Source organism: Dyella sp. BiH032 (genome assembly GCF_031954525.1).
In the GTDB taxonomy this organism is placed as follows: Bacteria; Pseudomonadota; Gammaproteobacteria; order Xanthomonadales; family Rhodanobacteraceae; genus Dyella_D.
Genome location: NZ_CP134867.1, coordinates 282631 through 300270, shown reverse-complemented (window position 1 = coordinate 300270; position 17640 = coordinate 282631). Strand labels below are relative to the sequence as shown.

At 67.9% G+C, this 17640-nt stretch carries 13 protein-coding genes; 8 read left to right on the top strand and 5 right to left on the bottom strand.

The window, feature by feature from the left end; translation table 11 throughout:
* The first annotated feature begins 85 nt into the window (after positions 1-85).
* From RKE25_RS01250 to RKE25_RS01230, 5 genes are read left to right on the top strand one after another with little or no spacing between them, the layout of a single operon-like run.
* Positions 86-1537 carry a glucoamylase family protein gene (locus RKE25_RS01250; protein ID WP_311840454.1) on the top strand — a complete coding sequence of 484 codons (1452 nt, stop codon included), beginning with the start codon at positions 86-88 and terminating at the stop codon, positions 1535-1537.
* Positions 1534-2853 (top strand): sugar ABC transporter substrate-binding protein, encoded by a 1320-nt coding sequence (locus RKE25_RS01245; protein ID WP_311840453.1) that lies wholly within the window; start codon positions 1534-1536, stop codon positions 2851-2853. The genes RKE25_RS01250 and RKE25_RS01245 overlap by 4 nt, the downstream gene beginning before the upstream one ends.
* A gap of 16 nt (positions 2854-2869) precedes the next feature.
* Positions 2870-3748, top strand: coding sequence for a sugar ABC transporter permease (locus RKE25_RS01240; protein WP_311840452.1), 879 nt, complete (start codon positions 2870-2872; stop codon positions 3746-3748).
* On the top strand, positions 3745-4566 hold the full coding sequence (locus RKE25_RS01235) for a carbohydrate ABC transporter permease (protein ID WP_311840451.1): 822 nt from the start codon (positions 3745-3747) through the stop codon (positions 4564-4566). The genes RKE25_RS01240 and RKE25_RS01235 overlap by 4 nt, the downstream gene beginning before the upstream one ends.
* 3 nt (positions 4567-4569) lie before the next feature.
* Complete coding sequence (locus RKE25_RS01230; RefSeq protein WP_311840450.1) at positions 4570-7731, top strand: discoidin domain-containing protein; 3162 nt, start codon at positions 4570-4572, stop codon at positions 7729-7731.
* 105 nt (positions 7732-7836) lie between these two features.
* Here the strand turns inward: RKE25_RS01230 and RKE25_RS01225 are convergent, their stop codons facing one another.
* The 5 genes from RKE25_RS01225 to RKE25_RS01205 form a co-directional block, all read right to left on the bottom strand.
* Positions 7837-8670: a pirin family protein gene (locus tag RKE25_RS01225; RefSeq protein WP_311840449.1), complete on the bottom strand. Its 834-nt coding sequence runs from the start codon at positions 8668-8670 to the stop codon at positions 7837-7839.
* A 118-nt stretch (positions 8671-8788) separates the two neighbouring features.
* Positions 8789-9469 carry a YecA family protein gene (locus tag RKE25_RS01220; RefSeq protein ID WP_311840448.1) on the bottom strand — a complete coding sequence of 227 codons (681 nt, stop codon included), beginning with the start codon at positions 9467-9469 and terminating at the stop codon, positions 8789-8791.
* Positions 9469-10236 (bottom strand): exodeoxyribonuclease III, encoded by a 768-nt coding sequence (xth, locus tag RKE25_RS01215; protein ID WP_311840447.1) that lies wholly within the window; start codon positions 10234-10236, stop codon positions 9469-9471. The genes RKE25_RS01220 and xth overlap by 1 nt, the downstream gene beginning before the upstream one ends.
* A gap of 102 nt (positions 10237-10338) precedes the next feature.
* Positions 10339-12423 carry a hypothetical protein gene (locus RKE25_RS01210; protein WP_311840446.1) on the bottom strand — a complete coding sequence of 695 codons (2085 nt, stop codon included), beginning with the start codon at positions 12421-12423 and terminating at the stop codon, positions 10339-10341.
* Between the two features lie 357 nt (positions 12424-12780).
* On the bottom strand, positions 12781-14853 hold the full coding sequence (locus RKE25_RS01205; protein ID WP_311842299.1) for a M3 family metallopeptidase: 2073 nt from the start codon (positions 14851-14853) through the stop codon (positions 12781-12783).
* Between the two features lie 122 nt (positions 14854-14975).
* Between RKE25_RS01205 and RKE25_RS01200 the strand changes: the two genes are divergently transcribed.
* From RKE25_RS01200 to RKE25_RS01190, 3 genes are all read left to right on the top strand, one after another.
* Complete coding sequence (locus RKE25_RS01200) at positions 14976-16694, top strand: patatin-like phospholipase family protein (protein WP_311840445.1); 1719 nt, start codon at positions 14976-14978, stop codon at positions 16692-16694.
* An 82-nt stretch (positions 16695-16776) separates the two neighbouring features.
* Positions 16777-17313 carry a gamma carbonic anhydrase family protein gene (locus tag RKE25_RS01195; protein ID WP_311840444.1) on the top strand — a complete coding sequence of 179 codons (537 nt, stop codon included), beginning with the start codon at positions 16777-16779 and terminating at the stop codon, positions 17311-17313.
* On the top strand, positions 17310-17639 hold the full coding sequence (locus RKE25_RS01190) for a low molecular weight protein tyrosine phosphatase family protein (protein ID WP_311840443.1): 330 nt from the start codon (positions 17310-17312) through the stop codon (positions 17637-17639). The genes RKE25_RS01195 and RKE25_RS01190 overlap by 4 nt, the downstream gene beginning before the upstream one ends.
* The last annotated feature ends 1 nt before the right edge of the window (position 17640 follow it).

Below are 17640 nucleotides of genomic sequence, written 5' to 3'. Positions count from 1 at the left end.
GTACGGTTTCTTCAACGGCTACATGGCTACATGATGGACGTCCATGCCGCCGTTCCTGATGAGTCTTAAAGGCAACACCATGCGCATGAATATCTTGCCCCGCTTCGCCGTCGTGCTTTCCCTGGCGTTCGCATGCACGGCCAGCGCCATGGCGGCGCAAGCATCCAAGCAGACATCGGAGTCCCATGAGCGCGCGCGCATCCCCCCGATGGTCGACGACCTCGAGCGCCGCACCTTCGACTGGTTCTGGGATAGCGCAAACCCGCAGAACGGATTGGTGCCGGATCACTATCCGACCAAGTCCTTTGCCAGCATCGCGGCCGTCGGCTTCGGCCTCACCGCCTACGGCGTCGGCGCGGAGCGCGGCTACATCACGCGCGAGCAGGCGGTCGAACGCACGCTCGCTACGCTGCGTTTCTTCCACGATGCGCCGCAGAACGACAGCGAAGACGACGCCACCGGCTACCACGGGTTCTTCTATCACTTCCTCGACATGGACACCGGCAAGCGCTTCTCGCGCTGGGTCGAGCTGTCAACGGTAGACACCACGCTGCTGCTCGGCGGCGTACTGTTCGCACAGTCGTACTACGACCGCGACACGCCGCAGGAACGCGAGATCCGCCAGCTCGCCGACGAGATCTACCGCCGCGTCGACTGGACGTGGGTGCAGGCGCGCAAGCCGCTCATCACCATGGGCTGGACGCCGGGCGGCAAGTTCATTCCGCACGACTGGCAGGGTTACAACGAAGGCATGCTGGTCTACATCCTGGCGATGGGTTCACCCACGCACGCGGTGGGCGAGGACGCGTGGAAAGCATGGACCTCCACCTATGACCGCACCTGGGGCGAATTCCGCGGCCAGACGTTCCTCAACTTCGCGCCGCTGTTCGGCCACCAGTACAGCCACGTGTGGGTGGACTTCCGCGGCATCCGCGATGCGTGGAACCGCGAAAAGGGCCTGGACTACTTCGAGAACAGCCGCCGCGCCACCTACTCGCAACGCGCGTATGCCATCGCCAATCCCGGCGGCTGGACCGGCTACGGCGAGAACGTGTGGGGCCTCACCGCAAGCAACGGCCCCGGCGGGCTGGTGGTGAAGAGCGGCGACACCGAGCGCACCTTCCAAGGCTATACGGCGCGTGGCGCCGGCCTGGATTACATCAGCGACGACGGCACGATTGTGCCCACGGCGGCTGGCGGCTCCATCGCGTTCGCGCCGGAAATCGTGGTGCCCGCGCTGGAAGAAATGAAGCGCAAGTACGGCAAGCACATCTACACCAAGTACGGCTTCGTCGATGCGTTCAATCCGAGCTTCCACACCAAGACCGATCTTCGCACCGGCAAACTGGTGCCGGAGCTGGGCTGGGTCGATACCGTGCACCTGGGCATCGACCAAGGCCCGATCCTGCTGATGGCCGAGAACTGGCGCAGCGGCTTCGTATGGAATGTGATGAAGAAGAACCCCTACATCCGCAAGGGCCTGCAGCGCGCCGGCTTCACCGGTGGCTGGCTGGACGGGGCCCGCGCCGAGCCATGAGTCGCCGCGGTCCGCGCCAGCGCATCGCGGCCATGCGGCGCCTGCTGCGGCATACGCTCGCCTGGGCCTGCGTCGGCATCGCCGCGGCGGCGAGCGCCGGCTGCCAGCCGAAGGACGACGGCCGCGTGCTCACGCTATGGACCATCGGCCGCGAAGGCGAAGCAGTCGCCAAGTTGCTGCCCGATTTCGAGCGCGAACATCCCGGCCTGCAGGTGAAAGTGCAGCAGTTGCCGCTCACTGCGGCGCACCAGAAATTGCTCACCGCGATCGCCGGCGGTTCGACGCCCGACCTCACGCAGCTCGGCAACACGTGGATCCCGGAACTGGCCGCGCTGGATGCGCTCGAACCGCTGCAGGCTCGCGTCGCGTCTTCGAAAGTCATCCGCCAGGACGACTACTTCGCCAATGTCTGGGCCACCAACCGCATCGGCGAGGCGCTGTACGGCGTGCCGTGGTACGTCGACACGCGCCTCCTGTTCTACCGGCGCGACCTGCTCAAGCGCGCCGGCTTCGACGCCCCGCCGCGCGACTGGGACGAATGGCGCCGCATGCTCGCGGCGCTCAGTCATCCTGCGCAGGGCACTTACGGCATTCTGCTGCCGACCAACGAATTCGAACAGTTGCTCGTGCTCGCGCTCCAGCAGGACGGACCCTTGCTGCGCGACGGCAACCGCTACGGCAACTTCCGCAGCGAAGGCTTCAAGCGCGCGCTGGCGTTCTACGTAGAAACCTTTCGCCAGCGCCAGGCGCCCGCGATCACCAATGTTGAAGCAGGCAACCCGTGGACCGAGTTCGGCCGCGGCGTGTATGCGTTCTACCTGTCCGGCCCCTGGAACATCGGCGAGTTCCGCAAACGCCTGCCCGTATCGCAACAGGACGACTGGGACACCGCGCCGCTGCCCGGCGAACACGGCCCGGGCGCGTCCAACGCCGGAGGATCGAGCCTGGTGATCTTCCGGCGCTCGACGCACAAGGAAGCGGCGTGGCAGCTGATCGAGTACCTGTCCCGCCCGGATATCCAGCAGCGCTTCTACGATCTGCTCGGCGACATGCCGCCGCGACGCTCTTCCTGGCTGGGCGGCGCCTTGCGCGACGATCCGAAAGCCCTCGCCTTCCGCGAGCAGCTCGAACGGGTCCGGCCGACACCTCCGGTTCCGGAATGGGAGCGTATCGTCACCGAGATGCAGCTGGTCGCGGCCCAGGCGGTGCATGGCGACCTCACCATCGACCAGGCCGCCGCCGAGATCGACCGCCGAGCCGACCTGATCCTGGAAAAGCGCCGCTGGGTGCTCGACCGCACCAAGGCCGCGCCCTGACCGCCGGAGACCGTGCATGAATCCGCCACGCGCCGCCTGGCTCTTCCTCGCCCCCGCCCTGCTGGTGCTGGGCTTGTTCTTCCTGCTGCCGGTGATCGCCGCGCTGGCGCTCAGCCTGACCGATTACGACCTGTATGCCCTGGCGGACATCCGCCACCTGCGCTTCGTCGCGCTGGGTAACTACTGGGAACTGCTGCATCGCCCGCTGTTCTGGTCCGCGCTTGGCCACACGCTTTACTTCGTGGCCGTGGGCGTGCCGTTGTCCATGGCCACGTCGCTCGGCGCCGCGCTGCTGCTCAACTCGCCACTGGCGCGTTGCAAGCCGTTCTTCCGCACGGCGCTGTTCGCGCCAGTGGTGACCACGGTCGTGGCGGTGGCGGTGATCTGGCGCTATCTGTTCAACACGAAGTACGGGCTGGCGAACTACGCGCTCGGCGCGCTCGGGGTCGACCCGGTGGATTGGCTGGGGGACCCCCACTGGGCGATGCCGACGATCATCCTGTTCGCGGTGTGGAAGAACTTCGGCTACAACATGATCATCTTCCTGGCCGCGCTGCAGGCCATTCCCGCCGACCTCTACGAAGCTGCGCGCATCGACGGCGCCTCGCCGCTGAGGCAGTTCCGCCACATCACGCTGCCGATGCTCGGCCCCACGCTGCTGATGGTGAGCATCCTCACCGTGTCCGGCTACTTCCAGCTGTTCGCCGAGCCGTTCGTGATGACCGAAGGCGGCCCGCTGCAGAGCACCACGAGCGTGCTGTACCTGATGTACGAGGAAGGCTTCAAATGGTGGAACCTCGGCTCCGCCTCCGCCGTGGCCTTCCTTCTGTTCCTGATCATGTTCGCGGTGACGGCGGCGATGATGCGCGTGGCGCGCCGGGGAGCCGCGGCATGAGCCCGCGCCTGGCCAAGGCGCTGATCAACGGCCTGCTGATCGGCGGGACCGCCGTGGCCGTGTTCCCGCTGCTGTGGATGCTCGCGGTGTCGTTCATGCGGCCCGGCGAAGCCAGCTCGCTGCCGCCGCCGCTGCTGCCGTCGCATGCCACGCTCGCCAACTATCGCGAGCTGTTCGAGCGCGCCGGCATGGGGCGCTACCTGCTCAATAGCCTGGGGCTGTCCGCTGCGATCACGCTGTTGTCGCTGGCCTTCAACCTGATGGCGGGCTACGCCTTCGCCAAGTTGCGCTTCACCGGGCGCGAGCGGCTGTTCCAAGCGCTGCTCGGGGGCTTGGTGGTTCCAGCGCAGGTGGCGATGCTGCCGCTGTTCCTGCTGCTGAAGTACCTCGGCCTGGTGAATAGTTACGCGGGAGTGGTGATGCCCGCGATGGCGACCATCTTCGGCATCTTCCTGGTGCGCCAGTACGCGCGCGGCATTCCGGACGATTTGCTCGAAGCCGCGCGCATCGATGGCGCGGGCGAGCTGCGCATCTTCGTGCAGATCGTGCTCCCGCTGCTCAAGCCGATCATGGTGACGCTGGCGATCTTTACCTTCCTCACCGCGTGGAACGACTTCATGTGGCCGTTGATCGCGCTGACCGGGCAGGAGCATTACACGCTGCCGATCGCGCTGGCCTCGCTGTCGCGCGAGCACGTGCAGGACTCGGAACTGATGATGGCCGGTTCCGTGGTCACGGTGTTGCCGGTATTGGTGCTGTTCCTGGCGCTGCAGCGCTACTACCTGCAAGGCCTTCTGCTGGGCAGCGTGAAAGGTTGACCGATGAAGCGCGCGTTGCTCGCCATGCTGTTCTCGCTCGCGCCGCTGGTCGCATTGCCAGCCCACGCGGACGAGGTTTCGCGCGTGCTCGACGATTTCAGTCGCCCATCGGCGTGGAAGGCCGAAGGCACTGACGACATCGGCACGCGACTGCAAGCGGCTCAGGGCAAGGACGGCAAGGCCGCTTGCCTCGTGTTCGACTTCCGCGGCGTCTCCGGCGCAGCGACGCTCAGGCGTGAACTGCCGATGGACTGGCCCGACAACTTCGCGCTGTCCTTCGACGTGCGCGGCCACATGCCGCCGAACGACCTGCAGGTGAAGCTGGCCGACGCCAGCGGCGACAACGTGTGGTGGTACCGACGCGAAGCATTCCAGCCGGACGCGGACTGGCAGACCATTACGTTCCGCCGCAAACAAGTGGAGTTCGCCTGGGGACCCACGAAGGACCACGCGTTGCGGCGCACGACCACGCTCGAATTCACCGTCTACGCGGGCCAGGGCGGCCGCGGCGAGCTGTGCCTCAGCAACCTGCGCTTGCGCGGCCTGCCGCCGGAGCCGGCCGGCTTTCCGACACCGCGCGCCACGGCCACGTCCAGCCTGAAGGGCGACGACGTACAAGGTATGGCGGAAGGCAAGGGCGCATGGCGCAGCGATCCTGGCGTCTCGGGCGAGCAGTCGGTCACGCTGGATCTGGGCGTGTCGCGGGAGTTCGGCGGGTTGCTGCTGCGCTGGCTACCGGGCCTGCAGGCTTCACGCTACGACGTGGAGACGTCGGATGACGGCATCCAATGGCATTCGACTGCCCACGTCGATGGCGGCAACGGCGGCGACGACGCACTGTTCCTGCCGGACGCGCAGGCGCGCTGGCTGCGGCTTCGGCTGCTGGGCGGCCCGGGCAAGGCCTATGGTCTGGCTGGGCTGGAGGTGAAGGACCGGGCCTGGGGCGCAACGCCCAACGTGTTCTTCCAGGAGCAGGCGAAACTGGCGCCGCGCGGGATGTATCCGCGCGGGTTCTCGGGCGAGCAGAGCTATTGGACGCTGGTAGGCGTGGACGGCGGCGCGCGCCACTCGGCGCTGATCTCCGAAGACGGCGCCGTCGAAGTAGGCAAGGGCGGCTGGTCGATCGAACCGATGCTGTTCGTCGGGCGCGAGGTGATCGACTGGGCCAGCGTGCGCAGCTCGCAGAGTCTGCTGGAGGGTTACCTGCCGATCCCCACCGTGCGCTGGGCGGCGAAGGGCCTCGCGCTCGACATCACCGCGTTCGCCGCTGGCGACGAGGAACGTTCGCGGCTGCTCCTGCGCTACACCCTCGCCAACCGCACTTCGCAACCGCAACGCGTGACGCTGGCCTTGCTGACGCGGCCGTTCCAGGTGAATCCGCCGACGCAGTTCCTCAATACGCCGGGCGGTTTCCATCGCATCCACGACCTGGCGTGGGACGGCAAGGCGGTGAGGGTGAACGGTGAAGCGCGCGTGGTGCCGCTGCAGAAGACCGAGGCCTTCGTCGCCAGCACCTACGAGTCCGGTTCGCTGCCGGAACGCCTCGCGCAGGGCGAGCGTCCGGAGGTGACCTCCTTGCACAGCGACAGCGGCTTTCTGCAGGGCGCCTTGCTTTACACGCTCGATCTGCCTGCGCACGGCAGCCGCACGCTAGGACTGATGGTTCCGTCGCACGGCGAGGCCGCGACCGTGCCGCACGATGCACCGGCCTGGCTCGGCCATGAACTGCATCGCGTTGCCGCCACCTGGCGCGAGAAGCTCAACCGCGTTGCGCTGCAGGTACCCGCTGCGCAGCGGGCCGTCGCCGATACCGCGCGCAGCGCACTGGCGCAGATGTTGATGTCGCGCGACGGCCCAGCCCTGCAGCCGGGCACCCGTTCTTATGCGCGCAGCTGGATCCGGGACGGCGCCATGATGACCGAAGGCCTCGTGCGCAGCGGGCACGCTGACGTCGCCGCCGCCTTCGTGCGCTGGTATGCGCCGCACCAGTTCAGCGGCGGCAAGGTGCCGTGCTGCGTCGATGCACGGGGCTCGGATCCGGTGCCGGAGAACGACAGTCATGGCGAACTGATCTTCGCCATCGCCGAGTTATGGCGCTACACGCACGATCGCGATGCGCTGGAACGGCAGTGGCCCGCCGTGGAACGCGCGATCGCCTACATGGACAAGCTGCGCGAAAGCGAGCGCGGCCCCGCCCATCAGACGTCCGAACGCCGGGCCCTGTACGGCCTGATGCCGGCATCGATCAGCCATGAGGGCTATTCGGCCAAGCCCATGCATTCGTACTGGGACGACTTCTGGGCGCTCAAGGGTTATGACGACGCGGTGACGCTCGCCAAGGCCCTGGGCAATGACGAAGCCGCGTCGAAGATTGCCAACGCGCGCGACGTGTTCCGCGGCGACATCAAGGCGTCCATCGACAGCGCGGTGCGGCAGCATCACATCGACTATCTGCCAGGCGCCGCCGAATTGGGCGACTTCGACGCCACCTCCACCACCATCGCGCTCTCGCCCGGCGACGGCCAGACGTGGCTGCCGCCCGCGCTGGTGTCGAACACGTTCGAGCGCTACTGGCAGGAATTCCTCGCACGGCGCGACGGCCGGCGCGCCTGGGAGGACTACACGCCTTACGAACTGCGCACGGTAGCGAGCTTCGTGCGGCTGGGCTGGCGCGAGCGCATCGGCCCGCTGCTGGCGTTCTTCTTCACCGACCGGCGCCCGGCAGCGTGGAACCAATGGGCGGAGGTGGTCGGCCGCGATCCGCGCAAGCCGCGTTTCGTCGGCGACATGCCGCACGCCTGGATCGCGTCGGACTACCTGCGCTCCGTCTACGACCTGTTCGCTTACGAACGCCCGAGCGATCAGGCGCTGGTGCTCGCGGCGGGCATTCCCGTTCCGTGGCTCAAGGGCGAGGGCGTCGGCATCCGGCGGCTGCGCACGCCGTATGGCGAACTGAGCTATGCGTTGCGGGAGCACGACGGCCAGCTCGACCTGCGGGTGGAGCCGGGCGTCCAGCTCCCGCCCGGCGGACTGGTGCTGCCATGGCCTTATCCCGATGTGCCGAAGGGCAATGCCCTGGTGAACGGCCAGCCGACGGTATGGCGCGACGGCGAACTGGTGATCCGGAATCTGCCAGCGAGCGTGAGCGTCGGCGTCGGTCCATAGGCGATGCCCGCGAGCGCAGTCTTGGCGTCGGCGCGAGCAAAAACTCCCAGGGTCTTTGCCAGGGCGGCGGACTGGCCCTCTCCCTGTGTGAGAGAGGGCTCGGGGTCAGAACTTCCCAGCGCGGAAATCCGCGATCGCCTGATGAATCTCCTCAGGCGTATTCATCACGAACGGTCCATACCTGGCCACGCTTTCGCCCAGCGGCTTGCCGGCCACCACCAGCACGCGCGCCGGTTTCTCGCGGCCGCCGATGCGCACTGAACCGCCCTTCGACAGCACGGCCAACTCGCTACGTTGCAGCACGTCGCCAGCGACCTGGGCGTCATCGCCGTCGAACACGTAAGCGAAGCCGCTGTGCCCTTCCGGCAGCGGAACGTCCAGCTGCGCGCCGGGCTGCACGGCGATGTCCAGATACACCGGCTGCGTGGCGATGCCCGCCACCGGACCGGCGACGCCGAACAGCTCACCCGCGATCACCTTCACCTCCACGCCGTCCTGCGGCCGCGCCACAGGAATGCGCTCCGGCCCGATGTCCTGATAGCGCGGCGCGGTCATCTTGTCCTTTGCCGGAAGATTCACCCACAGCTGGAAGCCCCACATCAGGCCGTTCTCCTGCTGCGGCATCTCCGAGTGCAGGATGCCGCGGCCGGCGGTCATCCACTGCACGCTGCCGGGCCCCAGATCGCCCTGGTTGCCATGGTTGTCGCCGTGGCGCATGTGGCCGGCGAGCATGTAGGTCACCGTCTCGAAACCGCGGTGCGGGTGCTCGGGAAAGCCGGCGATGTAGTCGTCGACCGCGTCGGAGCGGAACTCGTCCAGCAGCAGGAACGGGTCGACCATGTCCAGGCCGGGCTGGCCGATGATGCGCTTGAGCCGGACGCCTGCGCCGTCGGACGTATCGGTGCCGCGGATGCGGCGGAGGATGCTGCGTTCGCTCATGGTGGGCTCCTTAAGAGGCATGCGCCCCATGATGGTTGCGCGGCCACAGGTGTCCAAGCGGCGCGGCGCGAACGGATTGTTTCCTCCGCGAACGGACCGGCGTCCGCGCGGCGTTCCGTCAGTGCAGCCAGTGCCCGCTGCGGTGCCGCGGCGGGGCGGGGCCGGGATCGTCGCCGCCATGGCCGGTCCGCGCCAGGGCATCGATCTCTTCCTGGGGCACCGGGTGCTGCTCCCAGTACTGCGCGACGGCGACCAGCACCGCCGGCAACTGGGCCAGGCATTCGTCGTATTCCTCGTCGCTGAGCTTCTCGAACTCGGCTTCCGCGCTGAGGATGCCCTCGTCCACCGCCAGGGCCATGATCGGCCCCAGCAGTTCCATGAGCGAGGAGTCATCGGCCAGGCGCTTCTCCCACAGACCGGCGCGCAAATCGATGGCGCGGCTGAAGCCTTCGCACCAGCCGGCAGCCGAGAGCACCGGGCCGGTCTCGGTGTCGATCTCGCCGAGGATGGGCTCGTAGGCGTCCACTTCCAGCTCGGCACCGATCGAGTCATTGAGCTTGGCCAGCAGCGCCAGCACGCGGTTGCCTTCGTCCTCGTCGGCGAAGGGCTCATGCAGCACTTCCGGCAGCCACTCCTCGGGCAGCACCTTCACGGGGCCGACCGTCAACGCGGAAAGCATGCCGTGCACGCCATCCAGCAGCAGGTCGCCATCGCCGGAGTGCGCCCGCAGGTAGCGGTCCAGTTCGTCGAGCTCTTCGTCGGTGAGCGAGCTGGGCCAGTCGGGGTTCGTCGTATTCATCAGATGTCCAGATCCAGCGTCACCGGCGTGTGGTCCGAAGGCCGCTCCCAGCGGCGTGGCGTGCGATCGATGGCGGCTGCCTTGGCGGCGGATTTCAGCGCATCGCCGATCAGGATCAGGTCGATGCGCAGGCCCATGTTGCGCCGGAACGCCGCCTGGCGGTAGTCCCACCAACTGAAATGTCCGGCCTCCTGCTCGAACAGGCGGAAGCTGTCGTGCAGTCCCAGATCGGTGATGGCTTTGAGCGCCTCGCGCTCGGGTGGCGAACACAGCACTTCGCCGCCCCAGGCCACCGGGTCGTAGACGTCGCGGTCGTCGGGAGCGATGTTGAAATCGCCCAGCACGACCAGCTTCGGATGGCGCCGCAGTTCGTCTTCGAGGAAATCGCGCACCTTCGCCAGCCAGTCGAGCTTGTAGGCGTACTTCTCGTCGCCCACCGCCTTGCCGTTGACGACGTACAGGTCCACTACGCGCACGCCGCCGACCGTGGCGGCGAGGATGCGCCGCTGCGGATCATCCAGCCGCGGAATATCCGTGACCACGTCGGTCGGTTCCTCGCGCGCAAGGATGGCCACGCCGTTGTAAGTCTTCTGCCCCGAGTACACCGCCCGGTAGCCGGCCGCAGCGAGTTCGTCGACGGGGAACTTGGCGTCTTCGAGCTTGGTTTCCTGCAGCGCGATGACATCGGGCTTTGCCTCGGCGGCCCATTCCGTGAGCTGCGGCAGGCGGACCTTGAGCGAGTTGACGTTCCAGGAGGCGATCTTCATGGGCGGCATTGTAGGGGCATGCCGCCGCTTCGGCACTCGGTGGCGCGAGCGGGAGGCCGGTTTGCGACCGGCCTCCCGCTCGCCTTCCGGAACAGGCCCGGATCAGTGGTGTTTCAGCACGAACGCACGCGCGTCGCTGTCGTCATAGCCGGTCAGCGTGCCCCAGCCATTGGTGGCCGTGGCACGGACGTTCAGGACCTCGGTGAAACCCGCCACCGTGCAACCACCGGCGCAGCCAGGCGCCGGATTGTTGGTCATCAGATAACCGACCGTGCGCGTTTCGCTGAAGCTCCCGCCGCCCACCGGACCGCCGGCGTCCAGTACGTCGCGGGCGCCCCGTTTCACCAGGAAGTCGTAGGTGGCGAAGCCATGCGGATGGCTGGCCTGGTACGGCATGACCACGTTGTCGGCGTCGCTGTGATAGCCCAGCACGCCGCAGCAGTCGTCTGCGCCGATGCCTCCGACCAGCGGTGCACCGATGCTCGCATTGCACGGCTCGTTATTGACGTGCAGGGTCAGCACCATCGCGCTGCCTTGCACCAGGCCGGCGCCGAGGCCCAGCTGGTGGTCCTTGGCGAGGATGGTGTGGATGTTCCCGCCGCCATCGATCGAGGAGGGCACGTAGTAGTCGATGTGCTGCGCCGCGGTGTCTACGGCATGTCCTGCCGCGTCGAAGAGCTCCAGCCGGATCTGCACCAGCCCATCCAGGATCGGCAGGCCGCCGAGCGCCGTGGTGGTGTCGAACTTGCCGTTGATGGTGTCCTCCACCGCGTTGGCAATGCTCCACTGGCCGGCCGGCGGCACCGACGGGGGAATCTCGAACAGGTTGCCCTCGCTGCCGGCGACCTGCGGGCCGAGGGGATAAGCGGTCAGGACCAGGTCGGTCCCGATCATCTGCGCGTAATGCCGGCTGATCGCCGCATTCAGCGGCTTGTACTGCGTGTCCGGCTCGCCGTCGCGCTTCCACGACAACCGGTAGTACTTCACGCCCAGCGTGTCGCGCAGCGAGTTGTCGAAATCCAGGCGCGGCATCAGCACGCCGCCCCAGGGCGCGCCGCCGCCGGTGAGGCCCACGTTGCTGGCGTCGGTCGTGCCGGAAAGCGAGGACGCGCTGCCGCGGATGTCGCTGAGCGCATGGTTGCCGATAGCGTTGAACAGCACCCAATTCTCACCCGCGATCACCGGCGCACAAGGCGTGCAGGTGATGGCCAGCGGGTTGGTGACGTGCAGCGTGACCTCGGTGCCGCAGCGGTAATCCCACCAGGTGTGGCAGGCGATGGGCGTGGGCGCGTAGAGCGTCGCTTCGAAGAAGCCGAAGATGCGCTGCTTCACCTTGAAGTACAGGTCCGGCTGGTCCGGATTGCGGTAGCCCTTGAAGATGAAGCGCGCAAAATGACCGCAGTCATCGGTGGCAACGGTGCCGATCAGCTGCATGGTCACGAACCGCGGATACAGCCAGCACAGGATCGGTCGGATCAACGTGGCATGGTTCACCAGGGCTTGCTGGAACATCTGGTTGCTGCCGCTCATCGCGGCATACCGCAGCGCCTGATTGCCGGCCGCGGCATGCAGCGCTTCCAGCGAGGCTTCGTCCACCTGGTGCGATTCGGTGCTTTCGACCGGCCCAGGTCCGGGCAGCGGGCGCGGCGGGATCTTGCCCGCGAGGATGTCGCGCAGATGGGCCACGACATACGGCGGCAACTTCGGCAGCAGGATCCACAGCGGATCGACCTCGTAGATCTCGACCGTGGCGTGGCATACCGGGAAGTCCATGGCCACGCCGTCGCGCGTGACGCGCTTGAGCACCGTGCCCTTCACCAGGCACAGGCCGAGCAGCCAGTAGCGCCAGATGTCCGGAAAGACGGGAATGCGCAGGTCCGGCACGGCCTCGCCCGGACGCAGCGTCACATGCCGCTCGATGGCGCCGCGGCGCAGCAGCTCGTCCAGCGCGGGAACCTCCTTCTCCTCGGGCGCAGGCCCCAGCAGCACGCGCGCGGCGAACGGCGCGCGCGTGGCCGGAAGTTCGAGTTTGGTGTCGCCTTGCGCGCCGAGGGGCGCATAGGCGAGCAGACGGCCGCCGTCGCTGAAGGCGTAGGCGGCGACGGCGGGACGCTTGTCTTCGCTCTTCGCCTGCAGGAAATCGGCGGCGACACGAAGCGTGGCGGTCGGGTTGTCGGTTCTGGCCATGACACAAGGACTCCGAATGGGCGGTAACAGGACGCGTGCGGCGCACGCGGTCGCTGATCGACAGGGCGATCAGGCCGGCTATTCGTAGTCATCTGCGCCGCGCCAAACCATTCGGCAAATGCGCTAAAACCAACTGCTTAGCAGCCTTAGTGCCAAGGCCGTAGGCGAACGCCGACACGCGCTGTCAGCGGTACGAGGCATGGGTGCAATCGCACCCGCCATGTGTGCAATGAGCGCGGAAGCGGCACGCACGCGCACGCTCCGCGGCGGTCGCTGCAGCGACCGGCCTTTCGATGTAGGAATCCGCTGACCTGGGTGCGGGTCGTCACGTCATGCAGACGGACGACCCGCGAAACGTCAGAGCAGACCGTGGCTGCGCAGCAAGGCTTCCGGCTCGGGTTTGCGGCCGCGGAAAGCGACGAAACTTTCCAGCGCCGGGCGGCTCGCGCCGACCGCGAGCACCTCGCGACGGAAGCGGTCGCCCATGTCGCGGTCGATCACGCTGCCGCCCGCGTTCGCGCGCTCCTCGAACGCGCCGAACGCGTCCGCGCTCAGCAGTTCCGCCCACAGGTAGCTGTAGTAGCCGGCCGCATAGCCGCCCGCGAAGATGTGCGTGAAGCTGTTGGGGAAGCGCTGCCAGATCGGTGGGTGCAGCACGGCCACTTCGCGCCGCACTTCTTCCAGCACTTTCATCGGGCGCGCGCCCTGCGCCGGGTCGTACTCCAGGTGCAGGCGAAAGTCGAACATGGCGAATTCCAGCTGCCGCACCAGGAACAGGCCGGCATGGAAGTGACGCGCCGCCAGCATGCGCTGGAACAGTTCTTCCGGCAGCTTTTCGCCGGTCTGCCAATGGCGTGCGAATAGATCCAGCGCCTGGCGGTTCCAGCCGAAGTTCTCCATGAACTGGCTCGGCAATTCCACCGCATCCCACTCGACGCCGTCGATGCCACCAATGGACGGCAACGCGATCTCGGTGAGCAGATGATGCAGACCGTGACCGAATTCGTGGAACAGGGTCAGCACATCGTCATGCGTGAGCAGGGCGGGGCGGCCTTCGGTCGGCGGCGCGAAATTGCAGGTGAGGAAGGCGACCGGCAACTGTTCGCCGCTCCCGTCGGCCGTGCCATCGTCGCGGAAGCGCGCGCGGCACACGTCCATCCATGCGCCGCCCCGCTTGCCGGCGCGGGCGTAAAGGTCGACGTACGCGCCGGCGAAGATGCGGCCGTCGGCGTCGCGCATGTCGTAATAGCGCACGTCCGGATGCCACACGTCGACGCCGTCGCGCGGGGTGAGGGTGACGCCATAAAGCCGGTTCACCAGGCCGAACAGGCCATCGATGACCGACGGCAGCGGGAAATACGGCTTGAGCTGTTCCTCGTCGAGGTCGTAGTTCTTCTGGCGCAGCTTCTCGGATGCGTACGCGACGTCCCACGATTCGAGATTGTCCAGTTTCAGCTCTTTCGCGGCGAACTCGCGCAGCGTGGCCAGTTCCTTGCGCGCGACCGGGCGGGCGCGCTCGGCCAGGTCATGCAGGAACTCCATCACTTCGGTGGGCGACGACGCCATCTTGGTCGCCAGCGATTCTTCCGCGGCATTGGCGAAGCCGAGCAGCTGGGCGGCCTCGTGGCGCAGCGCCATGATCTTGTCGATGCGCGGGCCATTGTCGAACTGGCCGGCCTGCGGCCCCTGGTCGGAGGCGCGGGTCTGGTAGGCCCAGTACACGCGCTCGCGCAGGCTGCGGTTGTCGGCATAGGTGAGCACGGCCTGCACGCTGGGCTGCTTGAGCGTGACCAGGTAGCCGTCGAGCTTCTGCTCGCGCGCGTACTGGCGCAGCACGGCGCGGCCGGATTCGGGGATGCCAGCCAGGTCGCGCTCGTCGGTGACGTGCTGGTGCCACGCATCGGTGGCGTCGAGTACCGCGTTGGAGAATTCGGTCGACAGCTTGCTCAGCTCCACGCCGATGGCCCGGTAGCGCGAGCGCGCCGGCTCTTCCAGCGCGACGCCGGAAAGGCGGAAGTCGCGCAGCGCGTGCTCGACCAGCGCGCGCTCCGCCCGCGACAGGTCGGCGAAGCCTGGCGCGTCGGCCAGTGCCTGCACCACTTGGTACAGCTCGCGGTTCTGGCCCAGTTCGATCGCGTGTTCGGTGAGCTTTTCCTCGGCCGGACCGTAGGCTTCGCGCAGGGCTTCGCTGTCGGCGACCGAGTGCAGATGGCCTACCGGCGCCCAGGCGCGGGCGACACGCTGTTCCAGGCGCTCCTGCGCAAGCATCACGCCGGCGAAGTCGCGCGGGCCGCCCGGCGCGGTGAGCCGGTCGACGGCAGCACGATAGTCGGCGATCAGGGTGTCGATCGCCGGCCCCACGTGCTCCGGCCGAATCTTCGAAAAGGCCGGCAGCGCGTCGTCGGCCAGCAGGGGGTTGTCTTGCGCCACGGTGTCTTGGGCCATGCGTCTCTCCTAGGGAGCGCCAGCGTGGCGACGGGCCCGGGCGAAATCAAGCCGGGTCCCGCCCCGCTTACGCGGAGGTGTCATAGAACGCGCCCTACCATCGCGTTATGCGTCAAACGGATTTCAACGACCTGCTCCGTCAAAGCGACGTGTTCGGCCACCTCGGCGACGAGGCCATGGCGGCGCTGGCGGAACGGCTGGTGTGGTTCAGCCTTCCCGGCGGGCGGCCCCTGTTCAAGGCGGGCGAGCCTGCGGATGCGCTATACCTGCTGGTGAGCGGCAGCCTGGGCCTGTTCGACGCACCCGCACGGCTGGCGCACCTGGTCTCCGCGGGCGACAGCGTCGGCGAGATCGGGCTGATCAGCGGCGAGGCCCGCCAGCTCACCGCACGGGCCCTGCGGGATTGCGAGTTGCTGCGGCTGGACCGCGAGGCCTTCGAGGCGCTCGCTGGGCAGCATCCGCAGGCCATGCTCGGCGTGGCGCGGGTGGCGATCGGGCGACTGCAGCGCCGCCTGCGCCAGGAGGAAACGCCAGGCGTGGCGCGCACCTTCGCCTTGCTTCCACTGGACGAAGAAGTCCCCGCGCATGCGCTGGCCATGCAGCTGGCGATGGCGCTGGAACCCTACGGCAGCTGCGCCGTGATCGATGGCGAGCAAGGCGCCGGCCGGGGCAGCGACTGGTTCGCCGCGCGGGAAGCCCAGGCGCGCTTCGTGATCTATCTGGACGCGCGGGGCGACCCGCTCTGGCGCCAGCGCTGCTTGCGCCAGGCCGATGTGCTGCTGCTGCCGGCCCAGGCTGCGCGGCCCGCCCGGCCATGGCCGGAGGCCGAGGTGCTGCATCCCTCGCGCGTCGGCCACCGGCCGCGCCATTTGGTTCTGCTGCATGCGGGCCGCCAGCCCAGCCTGGGTGCGGCGCAGCGTTGGCGCGGCCAGTTCAGCGGCGAGCTGCACCATCACCATGTCGGCGGCCAGGCCGACATCGCACGCGTGGCGCGACTGGTCAGCGGCCATGCGCGTGGCCTGGTGCTGGCCGGCGGCGGCGCGCGCGGGCTCGCGCACCTGGGCGCGCTGCGCGCCTTGGCAGAGGCCGGCCACCGGTTCGACTGCGTGGGTGGCACCAGCATCGGCGCCATCATCGGGGCCGGCGTCGCGGCGGGCTGGGAGCTGGACGAGATGACGGAGATCTACCGCCACGCCTTCGTGCAAGGGCGGCCTTTGTCGGATTGGACCGTACCGCTGGTCGCGCTCACCCGCGGGCGCCGCGCCGCCGGCATGCTGCGCCGCGCCTTCGGCGCGCTGGAGATCGAGGACCTCGGCCTGCCGTTCTTCTGCGTCGCCACCTGCCTTTCCGGCGAAGGCATGGTGGTGCGGCGGCGCGGACCACTATGGATGTGGCTGCGCGCTTCCAGTGCGATCCCCGGCGTGCTGCCGCCCGTGCTCCACCACGGCCGCGTCTTCGTGGATGGCGCGCTCGTGAACAATCTGCCCACCGATGTCATGGCCGAGGACGGCGTGGCCCACATCACTGCGGTGGACATCCGCGCCGAGATTTCCCTGCTCACCACGGTCGAGGAACATGCGACCCCACCGTGGTGGCGCGTGCTGCTGCAAGGACAGGCGATCCAGCGCCCCGGCCTGGTCTCCACGCTCGTGCGCGCGGGCATGGTCAACAGCGAGGCCCCGAGCCTGCGCCGCCGCGAGCGCGCCGACCTGCTGATCACCCCACCGCTGGAACACATCGGCATGCTGGATTGGAAAGGCTGGCAGCAGGCGATCGACGCGGGTTACCGCCATACGGTGGCCTTGCTCGAAAGGCAACAGCAGTAGAGGGCGGCGACGGAAGCGCCTGTACCGCCCGCTCAGCGGCGAACGGAGGCTTTGCCGCGGTCCTGCCGCTACCATGGCGGCCATGACTCACCTCCGCACTTACCGGGGCATCGCCCCCACGCTCGGCCTGCGCGTCTATGTGGACCCCGCCGCCACCGTCATCGGCGCAGTGGAACTGGCCGACGATGTCTCCATCTGGCCCGGCGCCGTGCTGCGCGGCGATGTGCATCGCATCCGCATCGGCGCCCGCAGCAACGTGCAGGACGGCACCATCGTCCACGTCACTCACGACGGCCCGTATTCACCCGGCGGCTTTCCCACGCTGGTCGGCGAGGGCGTCACTATCGGCCATGCCGCCGTGATCCACGCCTGCACCATCGAGGACTACTGTCTGATCGGCATGCATGCCACGGTGCTCGACGGCGCGACGGTGAAGAAGTACGGCTTCGTCGCCGCGGGCGCGGTCATCCCACCAGGCAAGGTGGTGGGCGAACGCGAACTGTGGGTGGGCAACCCGGCGAAGTTCGTGCGCTTGCTGAGCGACAAGCAGATCGAGCAATTGCACTACTCGGCCGACCACTACGTGCGACTGAAGGACGAGTACCTCGCCGCCGGATGACCGCGCGCCGCGTCCTTTTTCTCTGCAGCCGGCATCGCCTGCGCAGTCCCACGGCGGAACAGGTGTTCCACGCGTGGCCTGGGCTGGAGGTGGATTCGGCCGGCCTCGCGCCGGATGCCGACACGCCGCTGTCCGCCGATCAGGTCGCGTGGGCGGAGCTGATCCTGGTGATGGAGAACGCCCACCGGCGGCGCTTGCAATCGCGCTTCGCCGGGCCGCTCAAGGGCAAGCGCGTCGTCGTGCTGGGTATTCCCGACGACTACGGCTTCATGCAGCCGGAACTGGTCGACCTGCTGCTGCGCAAGGCAGGGCCGCTGCTGCGCTGAC

Excerpts from the sequence above, each read along its gene's own strand:
- RKE25_RS01250 (WP_311840454.1), top strand. The coding sequence starts at position 86 with ATGAATATCTTGCCCCGCTTCGCCGTCGTGCTTTCCCTGGCGTTCGCA.
- RKE25_RS01245 (WP_311840453.1), top strand. The coding sequence starts at position 1,534 with ATGAGTCGCCGCGGTCCGCGCCAGCGCATCGCGGCCATGCGGCGCCTG.
- RKE25_RS01240 (WP_311840452.1), top strand. The coding sequence starts at position 2,870 with ATGAATCCGCCACGCGCCGCCTGGCTCTTCCTCGCCCCCGCCCTGCTG.
- RKE25_RS01235 (WP_311840451.1), top strand. The coding sequence starts at position 3,745 with ATGAGCCCGCGCCTGGCCAAGGCGCTGATCAACGGCCTGCTGATCGGC.
- RKE25_RS01230 (WP_311840450.1), top strand. The coding sequence starts at position 4,570 with ATGAAGCGCGCGTTGCTCGCCATGCTGTTCTCGCTCGCGCCGCTGGTC.
- RKE25_RS01225 (WP_311840449.1), bottom strand. The coding sequence starts at position 8,670 with ATGAGCGAACGCAGCATCCTCCGCCGCATCCGCGGCACCGATACGTCC.
- RKE25_RS01220 (WP_311840448.1), bottom strand. The coding sequence starts at position 9,469 with ATGAATACGACGAACCCCGACTGGCCCAGCTCGCTCACCGACGAAGAG.
- xth (WP_311840447.1), bottom strand. The coding sequence starts at position 10,236 with ATGAAGATCGCCTCCTGGAACGTCAACTCGCTCAAGGTCCGCCTGCCG.
- RKE25_RS01210 (WP_311840446.1), bottom strand. The coding sequence starts at position 12,423 with ATGGCCAGAACCGACAACCCGACCGCCACGCTTCGTGTCGCCGCCGAT.
- RKE25_RS01200 (WP_311840445.1), top strand. The coding sequence starts at position 14,976 with ATGCGTCAAACGGATTTCAACGACCTGCTCCGTCAAAGCGACGTGTTC.
- RKE25_RS01195 (WP_311840444.1), top strand. The coding sequence starts at position 16,777 with ATGACTCACCTCCGCACTTACCGGGGCATCGCCCCCACGCTCGGCCTG.
- RKE25_RS01190 (WP_311840443.1), top strand. The coding sequence starts at position 17,310 with ATGACCGCGCGCCGCGTCCTTTTTCTCTGCAGCCGGCATCGCCTGCGC.